Raw genomic sequence first — 19,824 nt, 5'->3', positions numbered from 1 at the left:
TATTATGGATTTTCAAAAAAATCTTCTTGAATATATAAGCCAATCCCTGATGACCATCGATGAGAGCATTTCTATTGCAGAAAGTGTTACTTCAGGATGTTTGCAGCTGGCTTTCTCACAGATGCCTAATGCTTCTATGTTCTACAAAGGAGGAATGACAACCTATTCTTTGTCAGAAAAAGTAAAATTACTAAAAGTGGACAGACAGGAAGCCGAAGAATGTGATTGCGTATCCGAAAATATTGCCGAAACAATGGCATTAAATGTTGCAAAATTGTACGACTCCGACTGGTCTATCGCTACAACCGGCTATTGTACACCAATCAGGAATTCCGGCTATAAAATTTTTGCCTATTTCTCATTCTCTTACAAAGGTGAGATTGTTCTGACTAAAAAACTGGAATTGCATCCGAAAACACAAGCCCTGAATGCCCAGCTGTATTATACAGAATTTATTTTGGGATGTTTTAAAAGTGAACTCAACAGGCTTTTAATTTTAAAATAAAATCTATAGAACGCAAGAATCAATATGCCCTTATTACAGGGGCTACAAGCGGTATAGGCTATGAACTGGCAAAACTTTTTGGAAAGAACGGTTATGATCTTGTGATTGTGGCCAGAGATCATGAAGAACTGAAAAGAAAAGCCGGTGAATTCAAAAATTACGGAGTGAATGTGATCAGCATCTCCAAAAATTTATTCCTACAGGAAGAGGTCTATTCTCTTTATTCCGAATTAAAAATGAATGGAATAAGCCCTGAAATATTGGTGAATGATGCCGGACAGGGAGTGTATGGGAAATTTCAGGATACGGATATTCACAGGGAAGTAGACATTGTCCAGTTAAATATCATTTCACTCATCATATTGACCAGACTGTTTTTAAAGGACCGACTGCCCAAGGGATCAGGGAAAATTTTAAATCTGGCTTCGTGAAAAAGGCTCTCCCGAATCAAACCTGTTGATATGCCTCATGACGAAACCCCTTAATTCTTATTCACCTTTGGCTTGGTCTGCATGATGGCAAAATAGGATGACGTGAATGCCGACAGACTTTGGTAACCCACTTTATAAGCTACTTCACTCAAAGTGTATTGTCTGGTATCGATCAGTTCAATACTTTTTAAAATCCTTGTCAGCTGCAGATATTTCTGTAAGGTAATTCCTGTTTCGTTTTTAAAAATTCTCTGCAGGCTTCGTACAGACATTTGTGCTTTTTCCGCCAGAGCATCAATATCCAGATTATATTTAAAATGAGAATTGATCTCATTACATACCGGGATCAGTCTTACATCAGCAGGTACAGGAATTTCCAGACCGCTGCTTTCCTTACAGAAGTTGGGAAGGCTCTTTAAAATGGCTTTAAAAAAGATGTCCTGTTCTTCATTTTCATCCAGAGATTGATTCCATTTTGAGGCATACAAAAGCATTTCCTTTAAAACAGGCGGAACAGCAAATACCTGAACATGCTGGTAAAATTCTTCTTCAAAAACCGATTTGAACAGAAATACCATCAGATTGACTGTTTGGGCTTCCGATGTTATTCTGTGGGCTTTTTCTGAAGGAATCCAGATGACATGATGCTGTGGAACAAGATAAATTTTCCGGTCAATATGGAAATACTGATAGCCTTCCTCTACAAAAGTAAGCTGTGCACGATTGTGCATATGCTCATAATCGTCATGCTTCCAGTTTTTTTCGCACCATACATAGGCTTCTTTCTCGATAGAATCTACAAACTGGCTTTCCGTTTTTTCAATCAGTCCACATTTCATGTTGTCGTTTTGTATGTATATTTTGGCAAATTTAATAAAAACGACAGTAGTAATTTTGTAATATCAAATAATTAATCCAATATAATCTATATCTTATTCAGAATGAAAAAACTATGTCTTTTTTTTATTTTAATTTTATTATCTAATACCACCAACATTATGGCACAAAATAAAGCTAAAATATTAGTTCTCATCCATTCAGATAATGGAGGAACTTACAACCTGGCTAAAGAAATAGCCAAAGGAATTGAAAGTGAAAACATTGCAGTTCCTTATATTAAATTGGTCAAAGCTTCAGAAAATCCCAATCTGAAGAATATACCAGTGGCAACAGTAGATGAACTTACAAATTATGATGGAATCGCCTTTGGATCACCGGTTTATTTCGGGAACATCAGTACCGGGATGAGTGAATTCTTATCGAAAACTGTTCAGTTGTGGACCAGCCATGCTTTGGAAGGAATTCCGGCTACCGTTTTCATGTCTGCAGGAAGTGGAGCAGGAAAAGAACTGGCACTTCAGGCATTCTGGAACAGTCTTGCCGTACACGGAATGGTACTGGTGTCTAATGGAATCCGCGGCACAGAAGAATTGAATAAAGCGATTCCACAGGGGAATACAGTACTGGGAGTTACCAGCATGGCTTCTTTAAAAGATGTGGAAAGGCCTACGAAAGGAGAGCGAAATATTGCCGAACTTCAGGGAAGAAATTTTGCAAAAGTAGTATGGGCACTAAAGGATACGCATCCTAAAAAAACAGTAGCTGCTGTTGAAAATCACCAGAATTTCAGTGAAATACTGAAGAAAAAAAATATTACCCTTCCTCAGGTTCCTAAACCGGCAGGGAATTATCAGCCGTTTGTACGTTCCGGAAATCTGGTATTTATCAATCAGGTTGCTTTGAAAGACGGTAAAATTTTTAATCCCGGAAAGTTAGGAGTGGAAGTTAATGAACAGCAGGTAAAAGAGGCAACAAAAGTAACGATGCTGAATGTTATTTCTGTATTGAATGAAGCGGTAGGAGGAGATTTAAGCAGAGTGAAGCAGTGCGTACAACTTACAGGAATTTTCAATACCAAAGATGATTATACAAAACATGCAGATCTAATGAACGTTGCTTCTGATCTGGCAGTTGAAGTTTTCGGAGAAAAAGGAAAACATGCCAGAGCAACTTTGGGAGCTTCATCTATTCCTGTGGGCTCTTCCGTAGAAATTCAGGCGGTTTTTGAAGTAGAGTAGTTTAAAGTTTATCATCTAAAACATATCCGATTCAGCAGATTACGCAGAGTTTCTAATGCTCTGCGTAATCTGTTTAAAATTTAGAAATAACCTCAGCAATCAAAGGGATACTTTGTGCCAGCTGTTCCTCAGAAAGTGCTCCATAGCTTAATCTGAAACCATTTACATGATTTTGGCTGTATTGTTTCGGATGGATAATCTTAATATTTTTATCCAGTAATAATTGGGTTACCACATCCCAATCCAGGTGTTTTTTAGGAACAATCCAAAAGGCGAGACCCCCTTCAGGCAAAGTAAAATCTGCAATATCGATCATGCATTTTTTTAACAGCTCAAAAACAAAATCTCTTTTATTTTTATAATGAACGGTTGCTTTTCTGATATGCTTTTTCACAGCTCCTTCTTTGATCAGCTGAAGAACAGCCTGTTCCATGATGACATCTCCATGAACGTCAATAATCTTTCTCAGATCACCAATTTTTTTCAGCAATTCCTGGTTTTTAGTGACCAGATAACCAATTCTCAAAGCTGGTGCCACCACTTTGCTCAATGTTCCGATATACACATAATTGTGAAGTTCCGGAAAACTCGAAATGGGTAGAATAGGGCGATATCCAAAATGAAATTCATTATCATAATCATCTTCAATAATCGTCACATTATATTGGTTTGATAATTCAATCAATCTCAATCTTCTTGAAAGACTCAGCGTAACCGTCGTAGGATATTGTCTGTGAGGAGTAATGTATATGGCTTTGACGTTCTGATGCTCTGTCATAAGTCTCTCAATAGCTTCTATATTGATTCCTTCTTTATCCACAGGCACGCGCAAAAGCTGAGCTCCGGCATATTGAAAAGCTTGCCATGCAGGCTGATATCCGGGATCTTCTACAATAACCTGGTCTCCGGAAGTTAAAAGAGTCTGAGCGGTAAGAAACATTCCCATCTGGCTGCCACGGGTAATAGAAATTTCATTTTCATGAATATGCATTCCGCGCTGATGATTAAGCATCTGGGAGATCACTTTCCTGAACTCTATATCGCCATGTTCATCTCCATAACCCATCATCTGCCATTTGGCTTTGATACTGAAGATTTGCCTGTAAGCTCTTGCCAGTTCATTGACAGGCGCAATTTTACTATCAGGATGACCATCATCAAAATTGATCAGAACTCCGTTAGGCATTGCCTGTTGATTTTGAGAATCATGCATTGCATCTGCATTTTTTTCATGTAACAGAGGAAGCTTTTCTGATACAAAAATACCTTTTCTTTCTCTTGAAATTACCCATTCTTCATTAATAAGAACCTGATAGGCTTCCACCACAGTATTTCGGTTAATTTTTAAGGTTTGGGCAAGATTTCTGCTTCCGGGCAGTGCATCTCCTGCTTTTAATCTTCCTGAGCGGATATCCGTGATAATAGTATCTGCAATCTGTAGATAAACGGCTTTATCAAGCTTTTTATCAATTTCTAATTCTAATTTCCAAGGACGTAACATCTGGACTATCTATTTATGTAAAAACTGAATCATTTAAACAGTCCAAATATAGAATAATTTTGTCATGCAATAAAGCACAAAACCATAATAATTTTAAAATCATGGACAAGAAACAATTCAGTTCTAAAGATTTCCACGAAACTTTTGCAAGACCAAAGTATGTAAAACCTAGCCATTTAATTCATAAAAATGTAGAGAATGCGGGTGAGCATAACCAGTTTTCTACTGAGAGAAAGCATCCGGTTTTCTTTGTTGATCTTCCGAGTAAAAATGTAAGCATGACGATTGGAGGATTAACTCCCGGACAGCAAACGAACAGGCACCGTCATACTTATGAAACGGTATTATTTGTAATCAAAGGAAAAGGCTGGACAGAAGTAGAGGATGAAAAAGTACACTGGGAAGCTGGAGATGCCGTTTATATTCCTTCATGGGCTTGGCATAAACACCAAAATTTAAGTGATACGGAACCTGCCAAATATATTGCCTGCGAAAACGCTCCTCAACTGCAAAACTTAGGAGTGGCTTTGAGAGAAGAAGAAGGCAGAGACCTTTAGGATCTCAGAGGTAAACCATTGAGAAACTGTTTTCGTTACTTTTATTGATACTGGATATGATTTTCCTTTTCAAAGGAAAGCACAATTGAATATTCTTAACAACTTACTCTTTTCTTAATGGTTTAAAATAATCTTAAACATTTAAACCGAAAAAAATGAAAAATGTGCCATTTAAAGGGATTATTGCCTATCCCATAACACCTTTTGATGAAAAGGAAAAAGTAGATATTCCTCTTTTCAAACATTTGGTAGAAAGGCTGATCACTTCCGGAAGTCATGGTATAGCTCCATTGGGAAGTACAGGGGTAATGCCTTACCTGTCTGATGAAGAAAAGGAAGAGGTTACAGAAGCTACCTTACAACAGGTAAAGGGAAGAATTCCAACACTGGTAGGGGTTTCCAATCTTACCACAGAGAAAACGATCCACCATGCTCAATTTGCAGAGAAAGCAGGGGCTGATGCCGTGATGATCATTCCGATGAGCTATTGGAAGCTCACAGACGATGAGATTGTTGCCCATTATGATGCCGTTGCCCGTAAAATTTCTATCCCGATTATGGCTTATAATAATCCGGCAACAAGCGGAGTGGATATGTCACCAAACCTGTTGAAAAGGCTGCTTGAAATTCCTAACGTAACCATGATCAAAGAAAGTACGGGAGATATTCAAAGAATGCATCATCTGAGAAGAGAACTGGGAGAAGAGGTTGCTTTCTATAACGGTTCCAATCCCTTGGCTCTGGCCGCATTTTCTGCAGGAGCAAGAGGCTGGTGTACGGCTGCACCCAATCTTATTCCTGAACTTAATATCAGCCTTTACAATGCCGTTGAAGAAGGAAATCTTGAAAAAGCAAAAACAATTTTCTATCAGCAGTTTGACCTTTTAAAATTTATTGTCAATAAAGGATTACCAAGAGCGGTGAAGTCAGGTCTGAATATTCTGGGTGAAGATGGCGGGAACTTGAGAAGTCCTTTAAAACCTTTACATGAAAAAGAAACAGAAGAACTAAAAAATATTATTAAAACCCTTATTAATTAATACAATCTTATGAAAAAATCCATTTTTTATCATGCAGGATGTCCTGTATGTATCAGCGCCGAACATGATATTATCAGCCTTATAGGGTTGGAAAATGTTGAAATTATCCATTTGGGTAATGACAAAAACAAAATTGAAGACGCAGAAAAGGCAGGCGTGATGTCTGTACCTGCTTTAGTAACACCAAACGGGAACGTCCTTCATATTAATTTCGGAGCATCTATAGAAGATGTGAAAAATTAGCATTATTAATCTTGTATAAACGGCTCAATTTCTTGAGCCGTTTTTTTTCTTGTTAGAGAATATATTGCTTATTCAGAATTTTCTAAATCGTTGCATTTCCTTCTACACCATCAGAATTATCGGTTTTATTTCCTGTGATTGCAGCCGCTACAAAACTAAACAGGCTTACCAGTTTTCCCGCTTTGGTATCCCAGTAATAGGTTTCTCTAGGTTCTACACGGATAATTGTAACGTTGGGATCATCTTTCCCATCAAACCATGCTTTAGCCATTGGGGACCATTTATCTTCTATGGTTGCTTTGTCCTTATAAACAGATGCTTCTCCGTACACGGAAAGATATTGGGAATCACTGTTATTCATAAAAAATAACTGCACTCTGCGGTCTTCTTTAATTTCAAAATTTTTATTACTGGTACCACTGCTGATAAACCAAAGATTTCCGCTGTCATCCGTTTCCTGTAAGCTCATGGGTCTTGAATTAACCGGAACGGTTTCCAGTTCTGTACAAAACATGCATATTCTAGCTTTTTCCGAAAGTTCTTTGATTTTTTTGATCGCTTCGAGATGGGTAAGATTTTGTGTTGACATGATATAATATTTTAGTGATTGTTATTCATTAAAATATTCAAATACCTGACCAAAAAGGAATAAAGTGTGGTACCTTCCGTTGATTTCTTTTCAATAAATATGTTTTACGTACATTTGATGGATGCAGATTTCGCCTCCTAAACATTTAGCGCTTTATATCAGGCATTATATCTTTCTGGAAAATCCCGAAAGCGATATAAGGCACCTAAGGCTTTTTACTGATGGGAGTTCCGGACTTATTCTATCCGGGGATATGAATCTGTATTCCGGTATTTCAGAAGACCATATGCCACTTTCCTTTTTTTACGGAGCTTTAAACGGATATAAAGACTTTTCTTCAAAAGGGAGATTTTCTCTGATTGCTGTTGTATTCCAGCCTTATTTTCTGAATATCCTTTTAAAAACTTCTGCTAAGGAAATCAGTAATCAGATTGTTTCTGTGGAAGATGTATTGAAAAATAAGCTGGAAGTATTTCAGGAAAAACTGTTTAATAAAGCAAACCCTTTAGCTTTTATTCATGATCTGAATACATTTTTTACTGATTTTTTATCAGAAAGCATGCATGCTGAACATCATATGATAGCTGCAATACAGCAATATATTCTTCAGAATAAAGGCTCTGTATCCTCCAAAAATTTGCAAAGTTTCACTGGGTATTCTGAACGGCATCTGGAAAGAAAGTTTGAATATCATATGGGAATATCTCCTAAAAAATATGGAAGTATTATCCGTCTTCATTACTTTTTAAGCCTTATGAATAAAGGATTTGATCATGAAAATATGACGATGCTTTCGTATGAAGCGGGATATTCTGACCAGTCACATCTTATCAGAGAATTTAAAAATAATATCGGGCTTACTCCCAAGCAATATCTGAATACAGAAAATAAGATGGCTGTTAATTTCATTGAGCTGTAAACCGGACATGTCGGTTTTATACAATTTTTCAGCGGCGGATCTCTCTAGTTTTGCTTAAAAAAAATCAATGAATATTAAAATTTCAACCGCACAATTTGAAAACAAAGGCGGGGATAAAGCTTATAACCTGTCCATTATCGAGAAATTAGCTGCTGAAGCGGCATCCAAAGGCTCTCATGTGATTGTTTTTCATGAATGTTCAATCACAGGCTATACTTTCGCAAGGAAGCTTTCCAAAGAACAACTCCTCGATGTTGCTGAACGTATTCCGGAAGGGCAGAGCATCCAAAAATTGCAGGAGATTGCCACAAAATATAATATTACTCTATTAGCAGGTCTGTTTGAAAAAGATCAATATGATAATCTTTTCAAAGCATATGTATGTGTTGATAAAACAGGGCTGAAGGCTAAATACCGAAAACTTCATCCTTTTATCAATCCGAATCTTATACCCGGAAATGAGTATTGTGTATTTGATATTATGGGCTGGAAATGTGGAATTTTGATCTGCTATGATAACAACGTCATTGAAAATGTAAGAGCAACAAGACTTCTGGGAGCCGAGATTATTTTTATGCCACACGTTACCATGTGCACCCCTTCTACAAGGCCGGGAGCTGGGTTTGTGGATCCTCAGCTGTGGGAAAAGAGGGTCGCTGATCCTACTTCTTTACGGTTGGAATTTAGAGGAATGAAAGGCAGAGACTGGCTGATGAAATGGCTTCCGTCACGAGCTTATGATAATGGTGCTTATATTGTTTTTTCAAACCCTGTAGGAATGGATGATGATCAGCTGAAAAACGGATGTTCCATGATTATTGATCCTTTCGGAGATATTATTGCAGAATGTCATTCATGGGAAGATAGTTTTGAATCTGCTGTCATCACTCCTGAAAAACTTACTCAGGCAGGAGGGTACAGGTATATTAAAGCCCGAAGACCTGAATTGTACAGAGAGATCATAGGGCAGGAGCATTTACCGGAACAAAAAGTTGTATGGCTTGACGATAAAACCATTTAAAAAATATATCTCTCCTGTAAATAATATGCAGGAGAGATTTATCTTTATTGACTCATTGTTTTCTGAAGGTCTGTCCAGGCACCTCCGTTATGAATATGCCTGAAGCCTCTTTCTTTGAGAATATTTTCAGCTTTTACACTTCGAAGCCCATGAGAGCATACTGTAATGTATGTTTTTTCCGGATCTAATTCTATATACCGCTCTCTGATTGTTCCTAATGAAATATTTACAGAACCTTCTATATGTCTCGTTTCATATTCTTTTTCAGTTCTTACATCGAGAATTATCGCTCCTTTTTTGAGCAGCTCCGGTAATCCGTTATCTAAAGTCTGGAATCGGTAGATTCTGTAGGCAACATAGAGAATAAGGGCAATTCCACAGAATATAAAAAGACTTTTCATAGCTTGCTCAGTATTTTTTTGTCAATATAAAATGTTCCAAACGGAATAAAACAGGCAAGAATTACTTTCCATGTTATTTCTTTGAATTTCCAGTTCTGTTCCACACCCACACTCAATGTACTGAATAGGAAAAGCAGGAATAATGTTCCGTGTACCGGGCCGATGAGTCTTACCAATAAAGGATTTCCCATCCAATACTTCATAGGAACGGCAATGCCTGTCAGGGTCAGTAATGAGATTCCTTCTAGAATAGCCAGAATTCTCAGCCGTCCAATTTTTGTTTTAAATAAATCTATCATAATTATCTGAAATAAGGTCTGTTTGCAAAAGGAGAAAAGGGCCACGGAATGGCAATGAAAATAATAATCAGCGCAATAGAAAACCAGATGCCCATAGTTTTGAATTTTTCCTTATCTGAAGGTTTTCTTTTGGTTAAAGCAGAACCAACCGTGATGATGATAATGGCAGTAATCATCAATGAAATATGAATCAAACCAAAAAACAGATGTTCAAAAGATTCTTTGGCTGCATTCAGATTCTTCCAGAAGTATTGAATTACCGGGCTTTTCAGATAAAATACCATTCCTATGATCAGTTGGATATGAGCGATAATAGCGGTCCAATGCCTTACAGCATTATCAGTTCCTGTAAATTTTCTTTCCGACATAAATCCTTTGAAAGAACGGTAAATAGCATAGAGTAAGCTTATTAAAACGAACCATCGGGTTAATGAATGTAAAAATGTAAGGGTTTGGTACATAGGTTATTTTTTTAGAACAGGACAAAGGTATAATAAAAACATACTAATTAGTATGTTTTTGAATAAAAAAATTATTGAAGAGTTTTGAAGTAAGACTTAAGTCCCTTTAAATAAATAAGATATACTTCTTTTGAATTTTCAACCTTCCCCAAATTTCTGACCCCCCAATACCCGGAAATGATAAAAACACTGACTTCTCTTGCGCTGACTTCCTTTTTAATAATTCCTTCCTTTTTCCCTTTTTCAATACTTTCAGTAAAAGCTTCTTCCCATTCTTTCGAAAGCTCATGTAAAGCCTGGGTAAAGGCAGTGTGCCAAGGTGCCATTTGCTGCACAAAATTCGAAGTAGGGCAGCCATACTCAACTTTTAGAAAATCATTTTCCATCAGGAGATTGTGGATGATCTCATAAATATTGTCCAGAGGATTTCTGTTGTTTTCAAGGGATTCAATAAAGTTACGTCTGAAGTTGGGCTTCATCAGTTCGTTGATAATAGCCAGTCCCATCTCATCTTTAGTTTTAAAATGATAGTAAAAAGCACCTTTTGTCACCTGAGTCGTTGCGATAATTTCATCAATGCTTGTTGTCTGGAAACCTTTTACATAGATTAATTCGAACGCTTTCTGGAGAATAGTAAGTCGGGTTGCTTCTGATTTCTTCATTAAAACTGCTGATTATTGTACAAAGGAACAAATTTTAAACTTAAAATAAAACTATCATTATTCTGATACTTTAATACAATTTAAATAATTTTTATAATACAAATATTCGACGGAAATTTGCCTTATCAATATCAACAAATTATAAGACAATGAATTTTCAAAAAGAAATACAGATCAATACTGCAACGCAGACGGTTAAAAAAGGTCTTCCTGCAGCTTTATGGGCATTAACGATTAGTGCCTTCGGAATAGGAACTACTGAATTTGTAATTGTGGGACTGCTTCCCACTGTAGCATCTGATCTCGGGATTACCATTCCGTCAGCAGGTTTACTGGTGAGTCTTTATGCGATTGGAGTAGCTATCGGAGCTCCTATATTAACGGCATTAACAGGGAAAATTCCACGTAAAATGCTGCTGGTTTCCATTATGCTCCTGTTTGTTATCGGAAATGGCCTGGCATCGATTGCTCCCGGATTTATAACTTTAGTGCTGGCAAGAATTTTAACGGGTTTTGCCCATGGAGTGTATTTTTCCATCGGTTCTACCATTGCTGCTTCATTGGTACCTGAAGAAAAAAGAGCTACAGCAATTTCTATTATGTTTGCCGGACTTACCTTGGCCATTGTAACAGGAGTTCCGCTGGGAACTTTTATAGGGCAGCACTTCGGATGGAGAGCGACTTTTATTGGGGTTTCAATCCTTGGAATCATTGGGTTAGCAGCCAGTTTATTACTGGTTCCCAATACGCTGAAAAATGGCAAAACAGCTTCATTAAAAAGCCAGTTTAAGGTATTGGGAAATAAACGTCTGATCTTTGCTTTTTTAATGACTGCAATGGGGTATGGAGGAACATTTGTTGTTTTTACTTATCTGTCACCTATTTTACAGAAGATCACAGGATTTCAGGAATCTACCGTTACTTTTATCCTTTTGATTTATGGAATTGCCATTGCACTAGGAAACCTGATTGGAGGAAAAGTAGCAAATAAAAACCCTTTGAAAGCTCTTCTATGGATGTTTGCCGCACAGGGACTGGTATTGCTTGCCTTTTATTTTACTGTAAGCAGCCCAGTGTTAAGTATTATTACCCTTTTCCTTTTAGGAGCATTATCATTTGCTTCTGTTCCGGGGCTTCAGCTATTGGTGGTACAAATTGCTGAAAAAGAACTTCCGGGAACGGAAGACGTTGCCTCAGGGATCAATATTGCAGCCTTTAATATGGGTATTGCAATCGGATCTTATGCAGGAGGAATGATTGTGACATCTTCTTTAGGGCTGGAAAGTACACCCTGGATCGGGGCTTTGTTCCTGCTGGTAACCGTATTGATAACGATCTACAGTATCCGTTTAAGCAAGAAAAATTAAGATTTCACAAATAATTTTATCAGACTTATCAATCCTTGTCAAGGTTCAGAACCTTGACAAGGATATAAAACCAAAGTATTAAATCTCATAAATTTCCGCGTCTGTAAACACAAAAAATGTACTTTTCTTAGGCAGATTTTTGGTATCCAATCCTGTGAATTCACTAAAAGCAGGAAGTAACAATTGATTGCTGGTGAGCGCAAAGCAGGGAAGCCTGATATTCTTTACCGCAGAACTCAGCACAATTCCGGGGTGAATATGGCCGGTAATCTGAAATCCGGATCTGGCCGGATCAAAATCATGAGTAAAAGTAATGTCATCAGTTTCAATCCATTCAGCTTTGTAATCAAAACATAATTTTTCCTCTAAAGCTTTTGAAATTCTGTCATGATTTCCTTCAATAAGATAAAACTGTAAGTCGGGATATTGCTTTTTCCATATACAGAATTCATCCACATCAGAATTGTCTCCGGCGTGAAGTAAATCTCCAACCACAATGAATTTTTCAGGCTGAAAATATTCAATCAGTGCTGATAATCTTTTCAGGTCGCTTTTCATAATATGATTGGCCAATGCAATGCCATTTTTGCGGAAATGAGCAGTCTTCCCGATGTGAAGATCGGAAAGGATCAATGCTTTATCTTTTTCCCGGAATGCTGCCCGCTGATTGGTCAGAATAAAAGTTTCATTTTGGATGAAAATTTTTTTTGTTGCTATAAACACTTGATGGATTGAAAATTTAATGCTTAAAGGTAAACTATTTAAATCGGATTAACTGACCCTCCGGCTTACATGAAATTTTTCATCAAAAACATAAGTCAGAGGAACACCGGTAGCAATTTCCCGCTCTAAAATTTCTTCAGGAGAAAGATGCTCCAGATACATAATAAGTGCACGGAGACTATTTCCATGGGCTACAATCAATACATTCTCGCCCTGTTTTAATAAGGGTCTTATCTGACTTTCAAAATAAGGAATTACTCTGCTGTAAGTATCTTTAAGGCTTTCTCCGCCCGGAGGAACCACATCAAATGATCTGCGCCAGATATGAACCTGCTCATCACCATATTTCAGTGCGGTTTCTGCTTTGTTTAATCCTTCCAGATTTCCGTAAGAACGTTCGTTTAATGCTTTATCCTTGATGACCGGAATATTGGGATTTCCAATTTCGTTAAGGATGATGGAGAGGGTATGCTGTGCCCTTACCAAGGCAGAAGTAAATGCAATATCTATTCTTTCTCCTTTTAGCGCAAGACCTGCTTTTTTTGCTTCTTCAATTCCGGCTTCAGTTATATCAATATCTTTCCAGCCTGTAAATCTGTTTTCCAGATTCCAGAGTGACTGTCCGTGACGGACCAGGAATAATTTTTCCATTATTTACATTTTATTTTAAACTTCTAAGAAGGTATACTCTAAGTTACGATGATTATTTAAACTTATCAAGAAAATTAACTTAGAATATTAGGCTAAGAATAAGATTAAAATTGCAGAAGAATTTATCAGAAAAGCCTTATGAAATATCACTTATATTAGATAGTTTCAACATTCTTTTAATCCTTGCATCCAATCCTTCACTTGAAAGAGTTTGTCTCAGACTGTCAACTTTGATGGGGAAGCTGAGCGGGGTAAAAGAACGGGAATGTTTTAGAATAATTTCAGATTTTTCAATCCTTTTAAAGGCTTCTACAAGCCGTTGTTCCTGAAGCTGCATGTTAAAAACTTCTGTATAGGCCTGCTTTATTAAAAAATGATTGGGATCATGGTCTTCCAGAACTTTGAAAATCAATCCGGCAGAGCTTTGTAATGATTTGTTGGAGCGCTGCTGTCCTGCATAATTTTGAATCACCATTCCTGAAATTACAGCAATATCACGAAATTTTCGTCTTGCCATTTCTGCAGAATTAATGCTTGCAATCACATCGTTCATCAGATTGTCCCGGGTAAGAATCTGTTTCAGGTTTTCTTCATTTAACGGGATTTCTTTGTCACTGAACAATTCGAATCCGTAATCATTCATCGCCATAGAAAAGGAAATAGGTGCAAGCTTTGAAATCCTGTAGGCAATCAGGGCTGCCATTACTTCATGGACCAAACGTCCTTCAAAAGGATACATAAACAAGTGATATCCTTCACGGTTTTTAATCATTTCAACAAGAAATTCATTTTCTTTGGGAATATGAGAATTTGCTTCCTGATTGATCAGAAGTGGATGCAGAAATTTGAGTTCTTTTTCTGAAGCTTTTGGATTTAAAGCGTGTGAAAGTTTTTCTCTTAAAAAATGTCCTAAATTAGAGCTTAGTGGCAATCTTCCTCCCAGATAACTGGGTACTAAAGCCCTTCCTTTAGCCGCTCTTACATACACTGTCATATCTTTGATCATTGCAACTTCAAGGGTACGTCCGGCCAAAATGAATTTTTCCTCTTTCTTTAGTTTTGAAATAAAATATTCTTCGATCATTCCGATATAACCTCCGGAAATAAATTTCACCTTCAGCATCGCATCACTTACAATAACACCCATATTCATCCGGTGAAGCATCGCTATTTTTCTTGAAGTGACTTTATAAAGGCCGTCTTCCATAATGACTATTTTATGGAATTCTTCATAGTTTTTCAACACGCTGCCGCCAATGGTAAGAAATTCCAGAATGCTTTGCCACTCTTCATCCAACATTTCCTGAAAAGCATATACTTTTTTGATTCTTTCATAGAGTTCATCAGGATAAAAGCCATCACCAACAGCCAATGTCATCAGAAACTGCACCAATACATCAAAACATAAAACCTGTGGTTCTCTGGGCTCCACTACTTTTTGTTTTACGGCTTCTTTTAAGGCTGAAACTTCAATCAGTTCCAAAGAATGGGTAGGGACACAATAAATTCTGGAAGTTTCAAAAGGGGAGTGACCGCTCCGTCCGGCTCTTTGGAGGAAACGTGCGACACCTTTTGCGGATCCTATCTGAATAACGGTGTCAACTGGTTTAAAGTCAATACCAAGATCGAGGGATGATGTGGATACCACAGCTTTTAATTTACCGGAACTTAGATTTTCCTCAATCCAGATTCTCAAATGGGCATCAATAGAACTGTGATGGATTGCAATTTGTCCTGCAAAATCAGGATGAGCATCCAGCAGAAGCTGATACCACATTTCGCTCTGGCTTCTGGTATTCGTAAATACAATGGTAGATTTTGAATCCAAAATAATAGGGACTACTTTATCTGCAAGCTTATTTCCAAGATGTCCTGCCCAGGGTAATATTTCGATTTCATTAGGAAAAACAGGAAGAATATCTATCTTTTTATGCTCTTTAGCTGTAATTTTTGTCTTTTTAATATCATAAGGGATGAGTACTTCCATAGCTTCATCCAGATTTCCGATGGTAGCGGTAATTCCCCAGATTTTAACTTTCGGGACATATTTTCTAAGCTGTGAAATGCCGAGTTCTACCATTACCCCTCGTTTTGAACCGAGTAACTCATGCCATTCGTCTACAGCGATACATTTCATATCCCTGAAAAAAGTTTCATTATTTTTCTGAGCCAGTAGCAAATGGAGACTTTCGGGGGTTACCACCAGAATTTCAGGCATTTTTTTAACCTGCTGCTGTCTTACTTTTGGATCAGTATCGCCGTTTCTTACTCCTACAGCCCAGTCGAGCCCTATTTCATCAATTGCTTCCTGCATGGCTTTAGCAATATCTTTGGATAGAGAACGAAGCGGTGTTATCCAGATCATTTTCAGTCCTTTTTTATATTGATCGGGATGATTCAGGAAGTTAGAAATTAATGCTAAAAAAACAGAGAACGTTTTTCCAAAACCGGTAGGAGCAACTACCATTCCGCTGTATCCGTTTTCAAATTTCTTCCAGGTTTCCAGCTGAAATTTAAAAGGTTCAATACCTTTACCGGTCATCCATTGCTGAATGATCTTAAATCCGTCGGTATGTTCGAATGCTGCCAAATCTATTTTAATTTAATTTTAACGCAAAAGACGCTAAGGGTTTATATTGGTTTCATTTTTTTGTTCGCAATGGCGTTTCACTCAGCAAAGACAACATTTCATAATAGCTGAACACAGTGCCTTTTCGATCGAAAAAATATTCATAAATAACATGAAAACTTTTGCGGTCGTTGCGCCAAAAATATTATTGTATTAATTTTTTAATTTCTTCCAAATCATCAATTTCATCCACCGTTTTATCTTTCCGCCATCTTACAATTCTTGGAAACCGGAGCGCAACACCACTTTTATGACGGTTGCTGAAACCAATGCCTTCAAATGCAATTTCAAAAACCAGTTCTGCTTTTACGGTTCTCACAGGTCCGAATTTCTCAATGGCATTTTTAGTAACAAACCTGCTCACTTCCATAATTTCTTTATCCGTTAATCCTGAATACGCTTTGGCTATGGTGACCAAAGTATCTCCGTTTTTCACAGCAAAAGTATAATCCGTATAATAAGCGCTTCGTCTGCCACTGCCTTTTTGGGCATAGATGAGGGCTGCATCAATCGTAAACGGATTGATTTTCCACTTCCACCAGTCGCCTTTTTTCCGGCCGGAATGGTAGGGTGAGTTTTTTTGTTTTAACATCAATCCTTCACTGTTTACTGTCCTTGAATTTTCACGAAGCGAATCCAATTCTTCCCACTGTTCAAAGTCCAGACTTTTAGAGAGACTGATATTCTGAGGATTCTCATTCAATAATAATTCTTCAAGCAAAGCTCTTCTTGCAGAGATTGGTTTTTCCCTCAGGTCATTATCTTCAAGTTCCAGTAAGTCATAGGCAAAGACTTCAATCGGGATTTCCGACAACATTTTTTTAGTTAAAGTTTTTCTGTTTAATCTTTTTTGTAATTCATTAAAATTTAAAACCTTACCATCCTTTACCGCAAGTATTTCTCCATCTATAACAAAGTTGCCTTTCATCGCTTTTACGACCTCTGTAATCTCAGGAAACTGCTCGGTAATAAGTTCTTCTCCTCTTGACCAGATGAAGACTTCATCGTTTCTACGGATGATTTGTCCGCGTATTCCGTCCCATTTATATTCTACCAGCCATTCGTCCGGATTTCCCAGTTCCTGAGTTTCTTTTTCCAAAGGATAAGCAAGACAGAAAGGATAAGGTTTTGAATTGTCAGGATTCACATTTTCAGCATCAATAAGTTCTTTGAAAGAAACCTCATCAGGCAGCCATTTTCCCATTAAACTGTGCATGAGCGCACTAGATTCCTGCCCGGAAAATTTTGTCAGCGCATTGATTAATGTTTTATCTGAAACCCCGATTCTGAAGCTTCCACCAATTAATTTGTTGAAAATCAAACGCTCTGTATAATCCAGACCGTTCCATGACTGTAATACAAATTCTTTCTTTTCTGTATCTGTTTTGCCTTTGAGATTGACAATGTCGTTCATCCATTCTGATAAGGAGCGCTCTATTTTTTCTTCCGGAGGTGGAAGAATTAATGATAATGTTTCCCCAAGATCTCCTACAGAAGAATACGATTCCTGAAATAGCCAGTAGGGAAGTTTCGTGATTTCCAGCGCCCATTCTTTCATGTAATTGGTATTAACATTTCTCTTAGGCCTTTTTCCGGTAAATAAGGCGATAAACCATACTTTATCTTCATCGGGAGCGCGTTCCAGATAATCAATGATAGCATCAATTTTAGCATTGGTTTTGTTGGTGGTTTCCAAAGCATTGATAAGGTCTGCAAAATGTCTCATGATTCAGGATTTTCAGTGATTTCTTTTTCAGATTCCTCTTCATCTTCGCCAAATAATGTTTCTACAACATCAGCTTTTACGCCTATTTCATTCAAATATTTTGAGAATACTTCCGTCTGTCCATGGGTAACATGCACAATTTCGGCTTCCGTAGCTTTTACAGTCTGCAATAAACCTTTCCAATCTGCATGATCACTCATCGCGAATCCTGCATCTGCACTCCGCCATCTTCTGGCACCACGAACCTGCATCCAGCCAGAACATATTGCAGTAGCAGGATCAGGGATTTTTTTGATGATATTGCTGTCGAGTAAAGCAGGAGGAACAATTACAATTTCATGTTCCATCTCTTTTGGACGCTCTCTGAAATCTGCAATGGTATAGTCCGGAAGGTCAATTCCTACAGTTTCAAAAGCTTCATTCAGTTTTCCGATGGAGTAGTGTACATATATTTTCCCCAATTCTTCCACTGCTTTCATAATACGCTGGGCTTTCCCTAAAGAATAGCCTATAAAAACAGAGGTTTTATGATTTTCTTTATTCTTCAGTACCCAGTTTTGGAGTTTTTTATTTAAATCCGGAACTTCAAGCCAGTTATAAATAGGCAGGCCAAAGGTACTTTCTGTCACAAATTCATTGCATTTTACCAGCTCAAAAGGAGTACTCAGTCCATCATCCTGAACTTTGTAATCTCCTGAAATTACGGTCACATATCCTTTATATTCGAGTTTTATCTGTGCAGAACCAATGATATGTCCGGCGGGGTGAAGGGAAAGTTTTACTCCATTGATGGTAATAACTTCTCCATATTCTATACTTTGGCATTCGATATCTTTTCCAATTCTTTGATGGAGAATAGGCTTTGTAAAATGATGACAAAGGTATTTTTTCATTCCCCAACGGGCATGATCGGCATGGCCATGGGTGATAACCGCCATATCTACAGGCCGCCAAGGATCAATATAGAATTTTCCTTGCGGACAGTAAATTCCTTTTTTTGTAAATGTGATTAATTTCAATGGTGTGACTGGTTTTATGAGATAAGCTTCAAAAACTTAACCAATTTACAATAAACTGTTTATTTTTTATTATCATTCAAATCTGAAATCTGACTTTCAGGGTTCTATGGTAATAGTTTTTTTGAACTTTTCAGCAATATAAAAATGAACTTTCAGACAATATTATCCTTATGAAAATCTTTGAAATTTGTACCAACATAAAAAAAGAATACAATGAGTAAAACAATTTTAATTACAGGTGCAGCAAGTGGATTCGGAAAGATTGCTGCTTTTGAGCTTGCTAAAAAAGGACATAAGGTAATTGCCACTACACAGGTTTATCCTCAGATGAGTGATGTAATCCGGGAAGCTACAGAACAGGGAATTGATCTTATAGTGGATAAATTGGACGTTACCAGCCAAAGGGATATTGATTATATCTTAAAGAAATATGAAATAGATATTTTAATCAGCAATGCCGGAATTATGGAAGGCGGTCCAATTGCTGAACAACCAGTGGATATCATTCGCTCTATGTTCGAAGTCAATGTATTTGGTGCACTGAATCTTGCCCAGGGTTTCATCAAAAAGTTTGTTGAAAAAAGAAGTGGTAAAATTGTTTTCACTTCATCAATGGGAGGTTTATGGACAGTTCCTTATGTGGCTGCCTACTGTTCTTCCAAGCATGCGTTGGAATCTATTGCTGAAGGGCTGAGGACTGAGCTTGCTCCATTTAATATCAAAATTGCAACTTGCAATCCAGGGGTATTTGGAACAGGATTTAATGACAGGGGAGTAGATTCTATTTTCCATTGGTATGATCCGAAAATCAACTTCACTCCGGAATCTGCTTTTGACGGAGCCGCAGAATCTTTAGCCCATCAACTTGATCCACAGTCTATGGCTGAAATGATTGTAAATGTGGCTTTAGATGAGGACAGTCATTTTAGAAATGTACATCCAAAGGAAACCGAAGATTTTGTGAAACAGCTTCAGGCAGAGGCGTGGACAGCAAAAAGTTAA

At 37.5% G+C, this 19,824-nt stretch carries 22 protein-coding genes; 10 read left to right on the top strand and 12 right to left on the bottom strand.

Annotation, left to right across the window (positions count from 1 at the left end):
- Nucleotides 1-4 precede the first annotated feature (4 nt).
- Both ACWPWS_RS05360 and ACWPWS_RS05355 read left to right on the top strand, forming a co-directional pair.
- On the top strand, nucleotides 5-505 hold the full coding sequence (locus tag ACWPWS_RS05360; RefSeq protein ID WP_209784476.1) for a CinA family protein: 501 nt from the start codon (nucleotides 5-7) through the stop codon (nucleotides 503-505).
- Nucleotides 502-936: an SDR family NAD(P)-dependent oxidoreductase gene (locus ACWPWS_RS05355; RefSeq protein WP_454046888.1), complete on the top strand. Its 435-nt coding sequence runs from the start codon at nucleotides 502-504 to the stop codon at nucleotides 934-936. Before ACWPWS_RS05360 ends, ACWPWS_RS05355 begins: the two co-directional genes overlap by 4 nt.
- 50 nt (nucleotides 937-986) lie before the next feature.
- On the opposite strand, the gene ACWPWS_RS05350 is transcribed toward ACWPWS_RS05355, so the two are convergent.
- Complete coding sequence (locus ACWPWS_RS05350; RefSeq protein WP_454045781.1) at nucleotides 987-1,775, bottom strand: helix-turn-helix domain-containing protein; 789 nt, start codon at nucleotides 1,773-1,775, stop codon at nucleotides 987-989.
- Between the two features lie 102 nt (nucleotides 1,776-1,877).
- Here ACWPWS_RS05350 and ACWPWS_RS05345 point away from each other — a divergent pair, with 102 nt between their 5' ends.
- Nucleotides 1,878-3,014 carry an Atu1372/SO_1960 family protein gene (locus ACWPWS_RS05345; RefSeq protein WP_454045780.1) on the top strand — a complete coding sequence of 379 codons (1,137 nt, stop codon included), beginning with the start codon at nucleotides 1,878-1,880 and terminating at the stop codon, nucleotides 3,012-3,014.
- Nucleotides 3,015-3,087: 73 nt separating this feature from the next.
- On the opposite strand, the gene pdxR is transcribed toward ACWPWS_RS05345, so the two are convergent.
- Nucleotides 3,088-4,515 carry a MocR-like pyridoxine biosynthesis transcription factor PdxR gene (pdxR, locus tag ACWPWS_RS05340; protein WP_454045779.1) on the bottom strand — a complete coding sequence of 476 codons (1,428 nt, stop codon included), beginning with the start codon at nucleotides 4,513-4,515 and terminating at the stop codon, nucleotides 3,088-3,090.
- 101 nt (nucleotides 4,516-4,616) lie between these two features.
- On the opposite strand from pdxR, the gene ACWPWS_RS05335 reads away from it, so the two are divergent.
- The 3 genes from ACWPWS_RS05335 (at nucleotide 4,617) to ACWPWS_RS05325 (ending at nucleotide 6,355) form a co-directional block, all read left to right on the top strand.
- Nucleotides 4,617-5,072, top strand: coding sequence for a cupin domain-containing protein (locus ACWPWS_RS05335; RefSeq protein ID WP_454045778.1), 456 nt, complete (start codon nucleotides 4,617-4,619; stop codon nucleotides 5,070-5,072).
- A 155-nt stretch (nucleotides 5,073-5,227) separates the two neighbouring features.
- Nucleotides 5,228-6,112 (top strand): dihydrodipicolinate synthase family protein, encoded by an 885-nt coding sequence (locus tag ACWPWS_RS05330; protein ID WP_454045777.1) that lies wholly within the window; start codon nucleotides 5,228-5,230, stop codon nucleotides 6,110-6,112.
- Between the two features lie 9 nt (nucleotides 6,113-6,121).
- Complete coding sequence (locus ACWPWS_RS05325; protein WP_105682372.1) at nucleotides 6,122-6,355, top strand: thioredoxin family protein; 234 nt, start codon at nucleotides 6,122-6,124, stop codon at nucleotides 6,353-6,355.
- Between the two features lie 82 nt (nucleotides 6,356-6,437).
- On the opposite strand, the gene ACWPWS_RS05320 is transcribed toward ACWPWS_RS05325, so the two are convergent.
- On the bottom strand, nucleotides 6,438-6,944 hold the full coding sequence (locus ACWPWS_RS05320; RefSeq protein ID WP_454045776.1) for a pyridoxamine 5'-phosphate oxidase family protein: 507 nt from the start codon (nucleotides 6,942-6,944) through the stop codon (nucleotides 6,438-6,440).
- A gap of 121 nt (nucleotides 6,945-7,065) precedes the next feature.
- Between ACWPWS_RS05320 and ACWPWS_RS05315 the strand changes: the two genes are divergently transcribed.
- Together ACWPWS_RS05315 and ACWPWS_RS05310 are read left to right on the top strand one after the other, a co-directional pair.
- Nucleotides 7,066-7,863 (top strand): helix-turn-helix domain-containing protein, encoded by a 798-nt coding sequence (locus ACWPWS_RS05315; RefSeq protein WP_454045775.1) that lies wholly within the window; start codon nucleotides 7,066-7,068, stop codon nucleotides 7,861-7,863.
- 67 nt (nucleotides 7,864-7,930) lie between these two features.
- Nucleotides 7,931-8,884 carry a nitrilase family protein gene (locus tag ACWPWS_RS05310; RefSeq protein WP_454045774.1) on the top strand — a complete coding sequence of 318 codons (954 nt, stop codon included), beginning with the start codon at nucleotides 7,931-7,933 and terminating at the stop codon, nucleotides 8,882-8,884.
- 44 nt (nucleotides 8,885-8,928) lie between these two features.
- Here ACWPWS_RS05310 and ACWPWS_RS05305 read toward each other — a convergent pair whose 3' ends face one another.
- The 4 genes from ACWPWS_RS05305 to ACWPWS_RS05290 all read right to left on the bottom strand — a co-directional run bounded on the left by ACWPWS_RS05305 (nucleotide 8,929) and on the right by ACWPWS_RS05290 (nucleotide 10,707).
- Complete coding sequence (locus tag ACWPWS_RS05305; protein WP_454045773.1) at nucleotides 8,929-9,285, bottom strand: rhodanese-like domain-containing protein; 357 nt, start codon at nucleotides 9,283-9,285, stop codon at nucleotides 8,929-8,931.
- Nucleotides 9,282-9,584 carry a DUF3817 domain-containing protein gene (locus tag ACWPWS_RS05300; protein ID WP_454045772.1) on the bottom strand — a complete coding sequence of 101 codons (303 nt, stop codon included), beginning with the start codon at nucleotides 9,582-9,584 and terminating at the stop codon, nucleotides 9,282-9,284. Before ACWPWS_RS05300 ends, ACWPWS_RS05305 begins: the two co-directional genes overlap by 4 nt.
- Before the next feature lie 2 nt (nucleotides 9,585-9,586).
- Nucleotides 9,587-10,045 carry a hypothetical protein gene (locus ACWPWS_RS05295; RefSeq protein WP_454045771.1) on the bottom strand — a complete coding sequence of 153 codons (459 nt, stop codon included), beginning with the start codon at nucleotides 10,043-10,045 and terminating at the stop codon, nucleotides 9,587-9,589.
- Nucleotides 10,046-10,116: 71 nt separating this feature from the next.
- On the bottom strand, nucleotides 10,117-10,707 hold the full coding sequence (locus tag ACWPWS_RS05290) for a TetR/AcrR family transcriptional regulator (RefSeq protein WP_454045770.1): 591 nt from the start codon (nucleotides 10,705-10,707) through the stop codon (nucleotides 10,117-10,119).
- Between the two features lie 149 nt (nucleotides 10,708-10,856).
- Between ACWPWS_RS05290 and ACWPWS_RS05285 the strand changes: the two genes are divergently transcribed.
- Nucleotides 10,857-12,074: an MFS transporter gene (locus tag ACWPWS_RS05285; protein ID WP_454045769.1), complete on the top strand. Its 1,218-nt coding sequence runs from the start codon at nucleotides 10,857-10,859 to the stop codon at nucleotides 12,072-12,074.
- Between the two features lie 78 nt (nucleotides 12,075-12,152).
- On the opposite strand, the gene pdeM is transcribed toward ACWPWS_RS05285, so the two are convergent.
- From pdeM to ACWPWS_RS05260, 5 genes are all read right to left on the bottom strand, one after another.
- Nucleotides 12,153-12,797, bottom strand: coding sequence for a ligase-associated DNA damage response endonuclease PdeM (gene pdeM / locus ACWPWS_RS05280; protein WP_454045768.1), 645 nt, complete (start codon nucleotides 12,795-12,797; stop codon nucleotides 12,153-12,155).
- 48 nt (nucleotides 12,798-12,845) lie between these two features.
- Complete coding sequence (locus tag ACWPWS_RS05275; protein WP_454045767.1) at nucleotides 12,846-13,448, bottom strand: 2,3-bisphosphoglycerate-dependent phosphoglycerate mutase; 603 nt, start codon at nucleotides 13,446-13,448, stop codon at nucleotides 12,846-12,848.
- Nucleotides 13,449-13,584: 136 nt separating this feature from the next.
- Nucleotides 13,585-16,038, bottom strand: a complete 2,454-nt coding sequence (locus ACWPWS_RS05270; protein WP_454045766.1) for a ligase-associated DNA damage response DEXH box helicase — start codon at nucleotides 16,036-16,038, stop codon at nucleotides 13,585-13,587.
- Between the two features lie 184 nt (nucleotides 16,039-16,222).
- Nucleotides 16,223-17,803, bottom strand: coding sequence for an ATP-dependent DNA ligase (locus tag ACWPWS_RS05265; protein ID WP_454045765.1), 1,581 nt, complete (start codon nucleotides 17,801-17,803; stop codon nucleotides 16,223-16,225).
- A complete protein-coding gene (locus ACWPWS_RS05260) occupies nucleotides 17,800-18,822 on the bottom strand; it encodes a ligase-associated DNA damage response exonuclease (protein ID WP_454045764.1) in 1,023 nt (340 codons plus the stop codon). The genes ACWPWS_RS05265 and ACWPWS_RS05260 overlap by 4 nt, the downstream gene beginning before the upstream one ends.
- 213 nt (nucleotides 18,823-19,035) lie before the next feature.
- Between ACWPWS_RS05260 and ACWPWS_RS05255 the strand changes: the two genes are divergently transcribed.
- On the top strand, nucleotides 19,036-19,824 hold the full coding sequence (locus tag ACWPWS_RS05255) for an SDR family oxidoreductase (protein WP_454045763.1): 789 nt from the start codon (nucleotides 19,036-19,038) through the stop codon (nucleotides 19,822-19,824).

It is taken from the genome of Chryseobacterium sp. Marseille-Q8038, assembly GCF_965111995.1.
The sequence above is the reverse complement of the archived record's forward strand: the minus strand, read 5'-3'. Positions and strand labels throughout refer to the sequence as shown.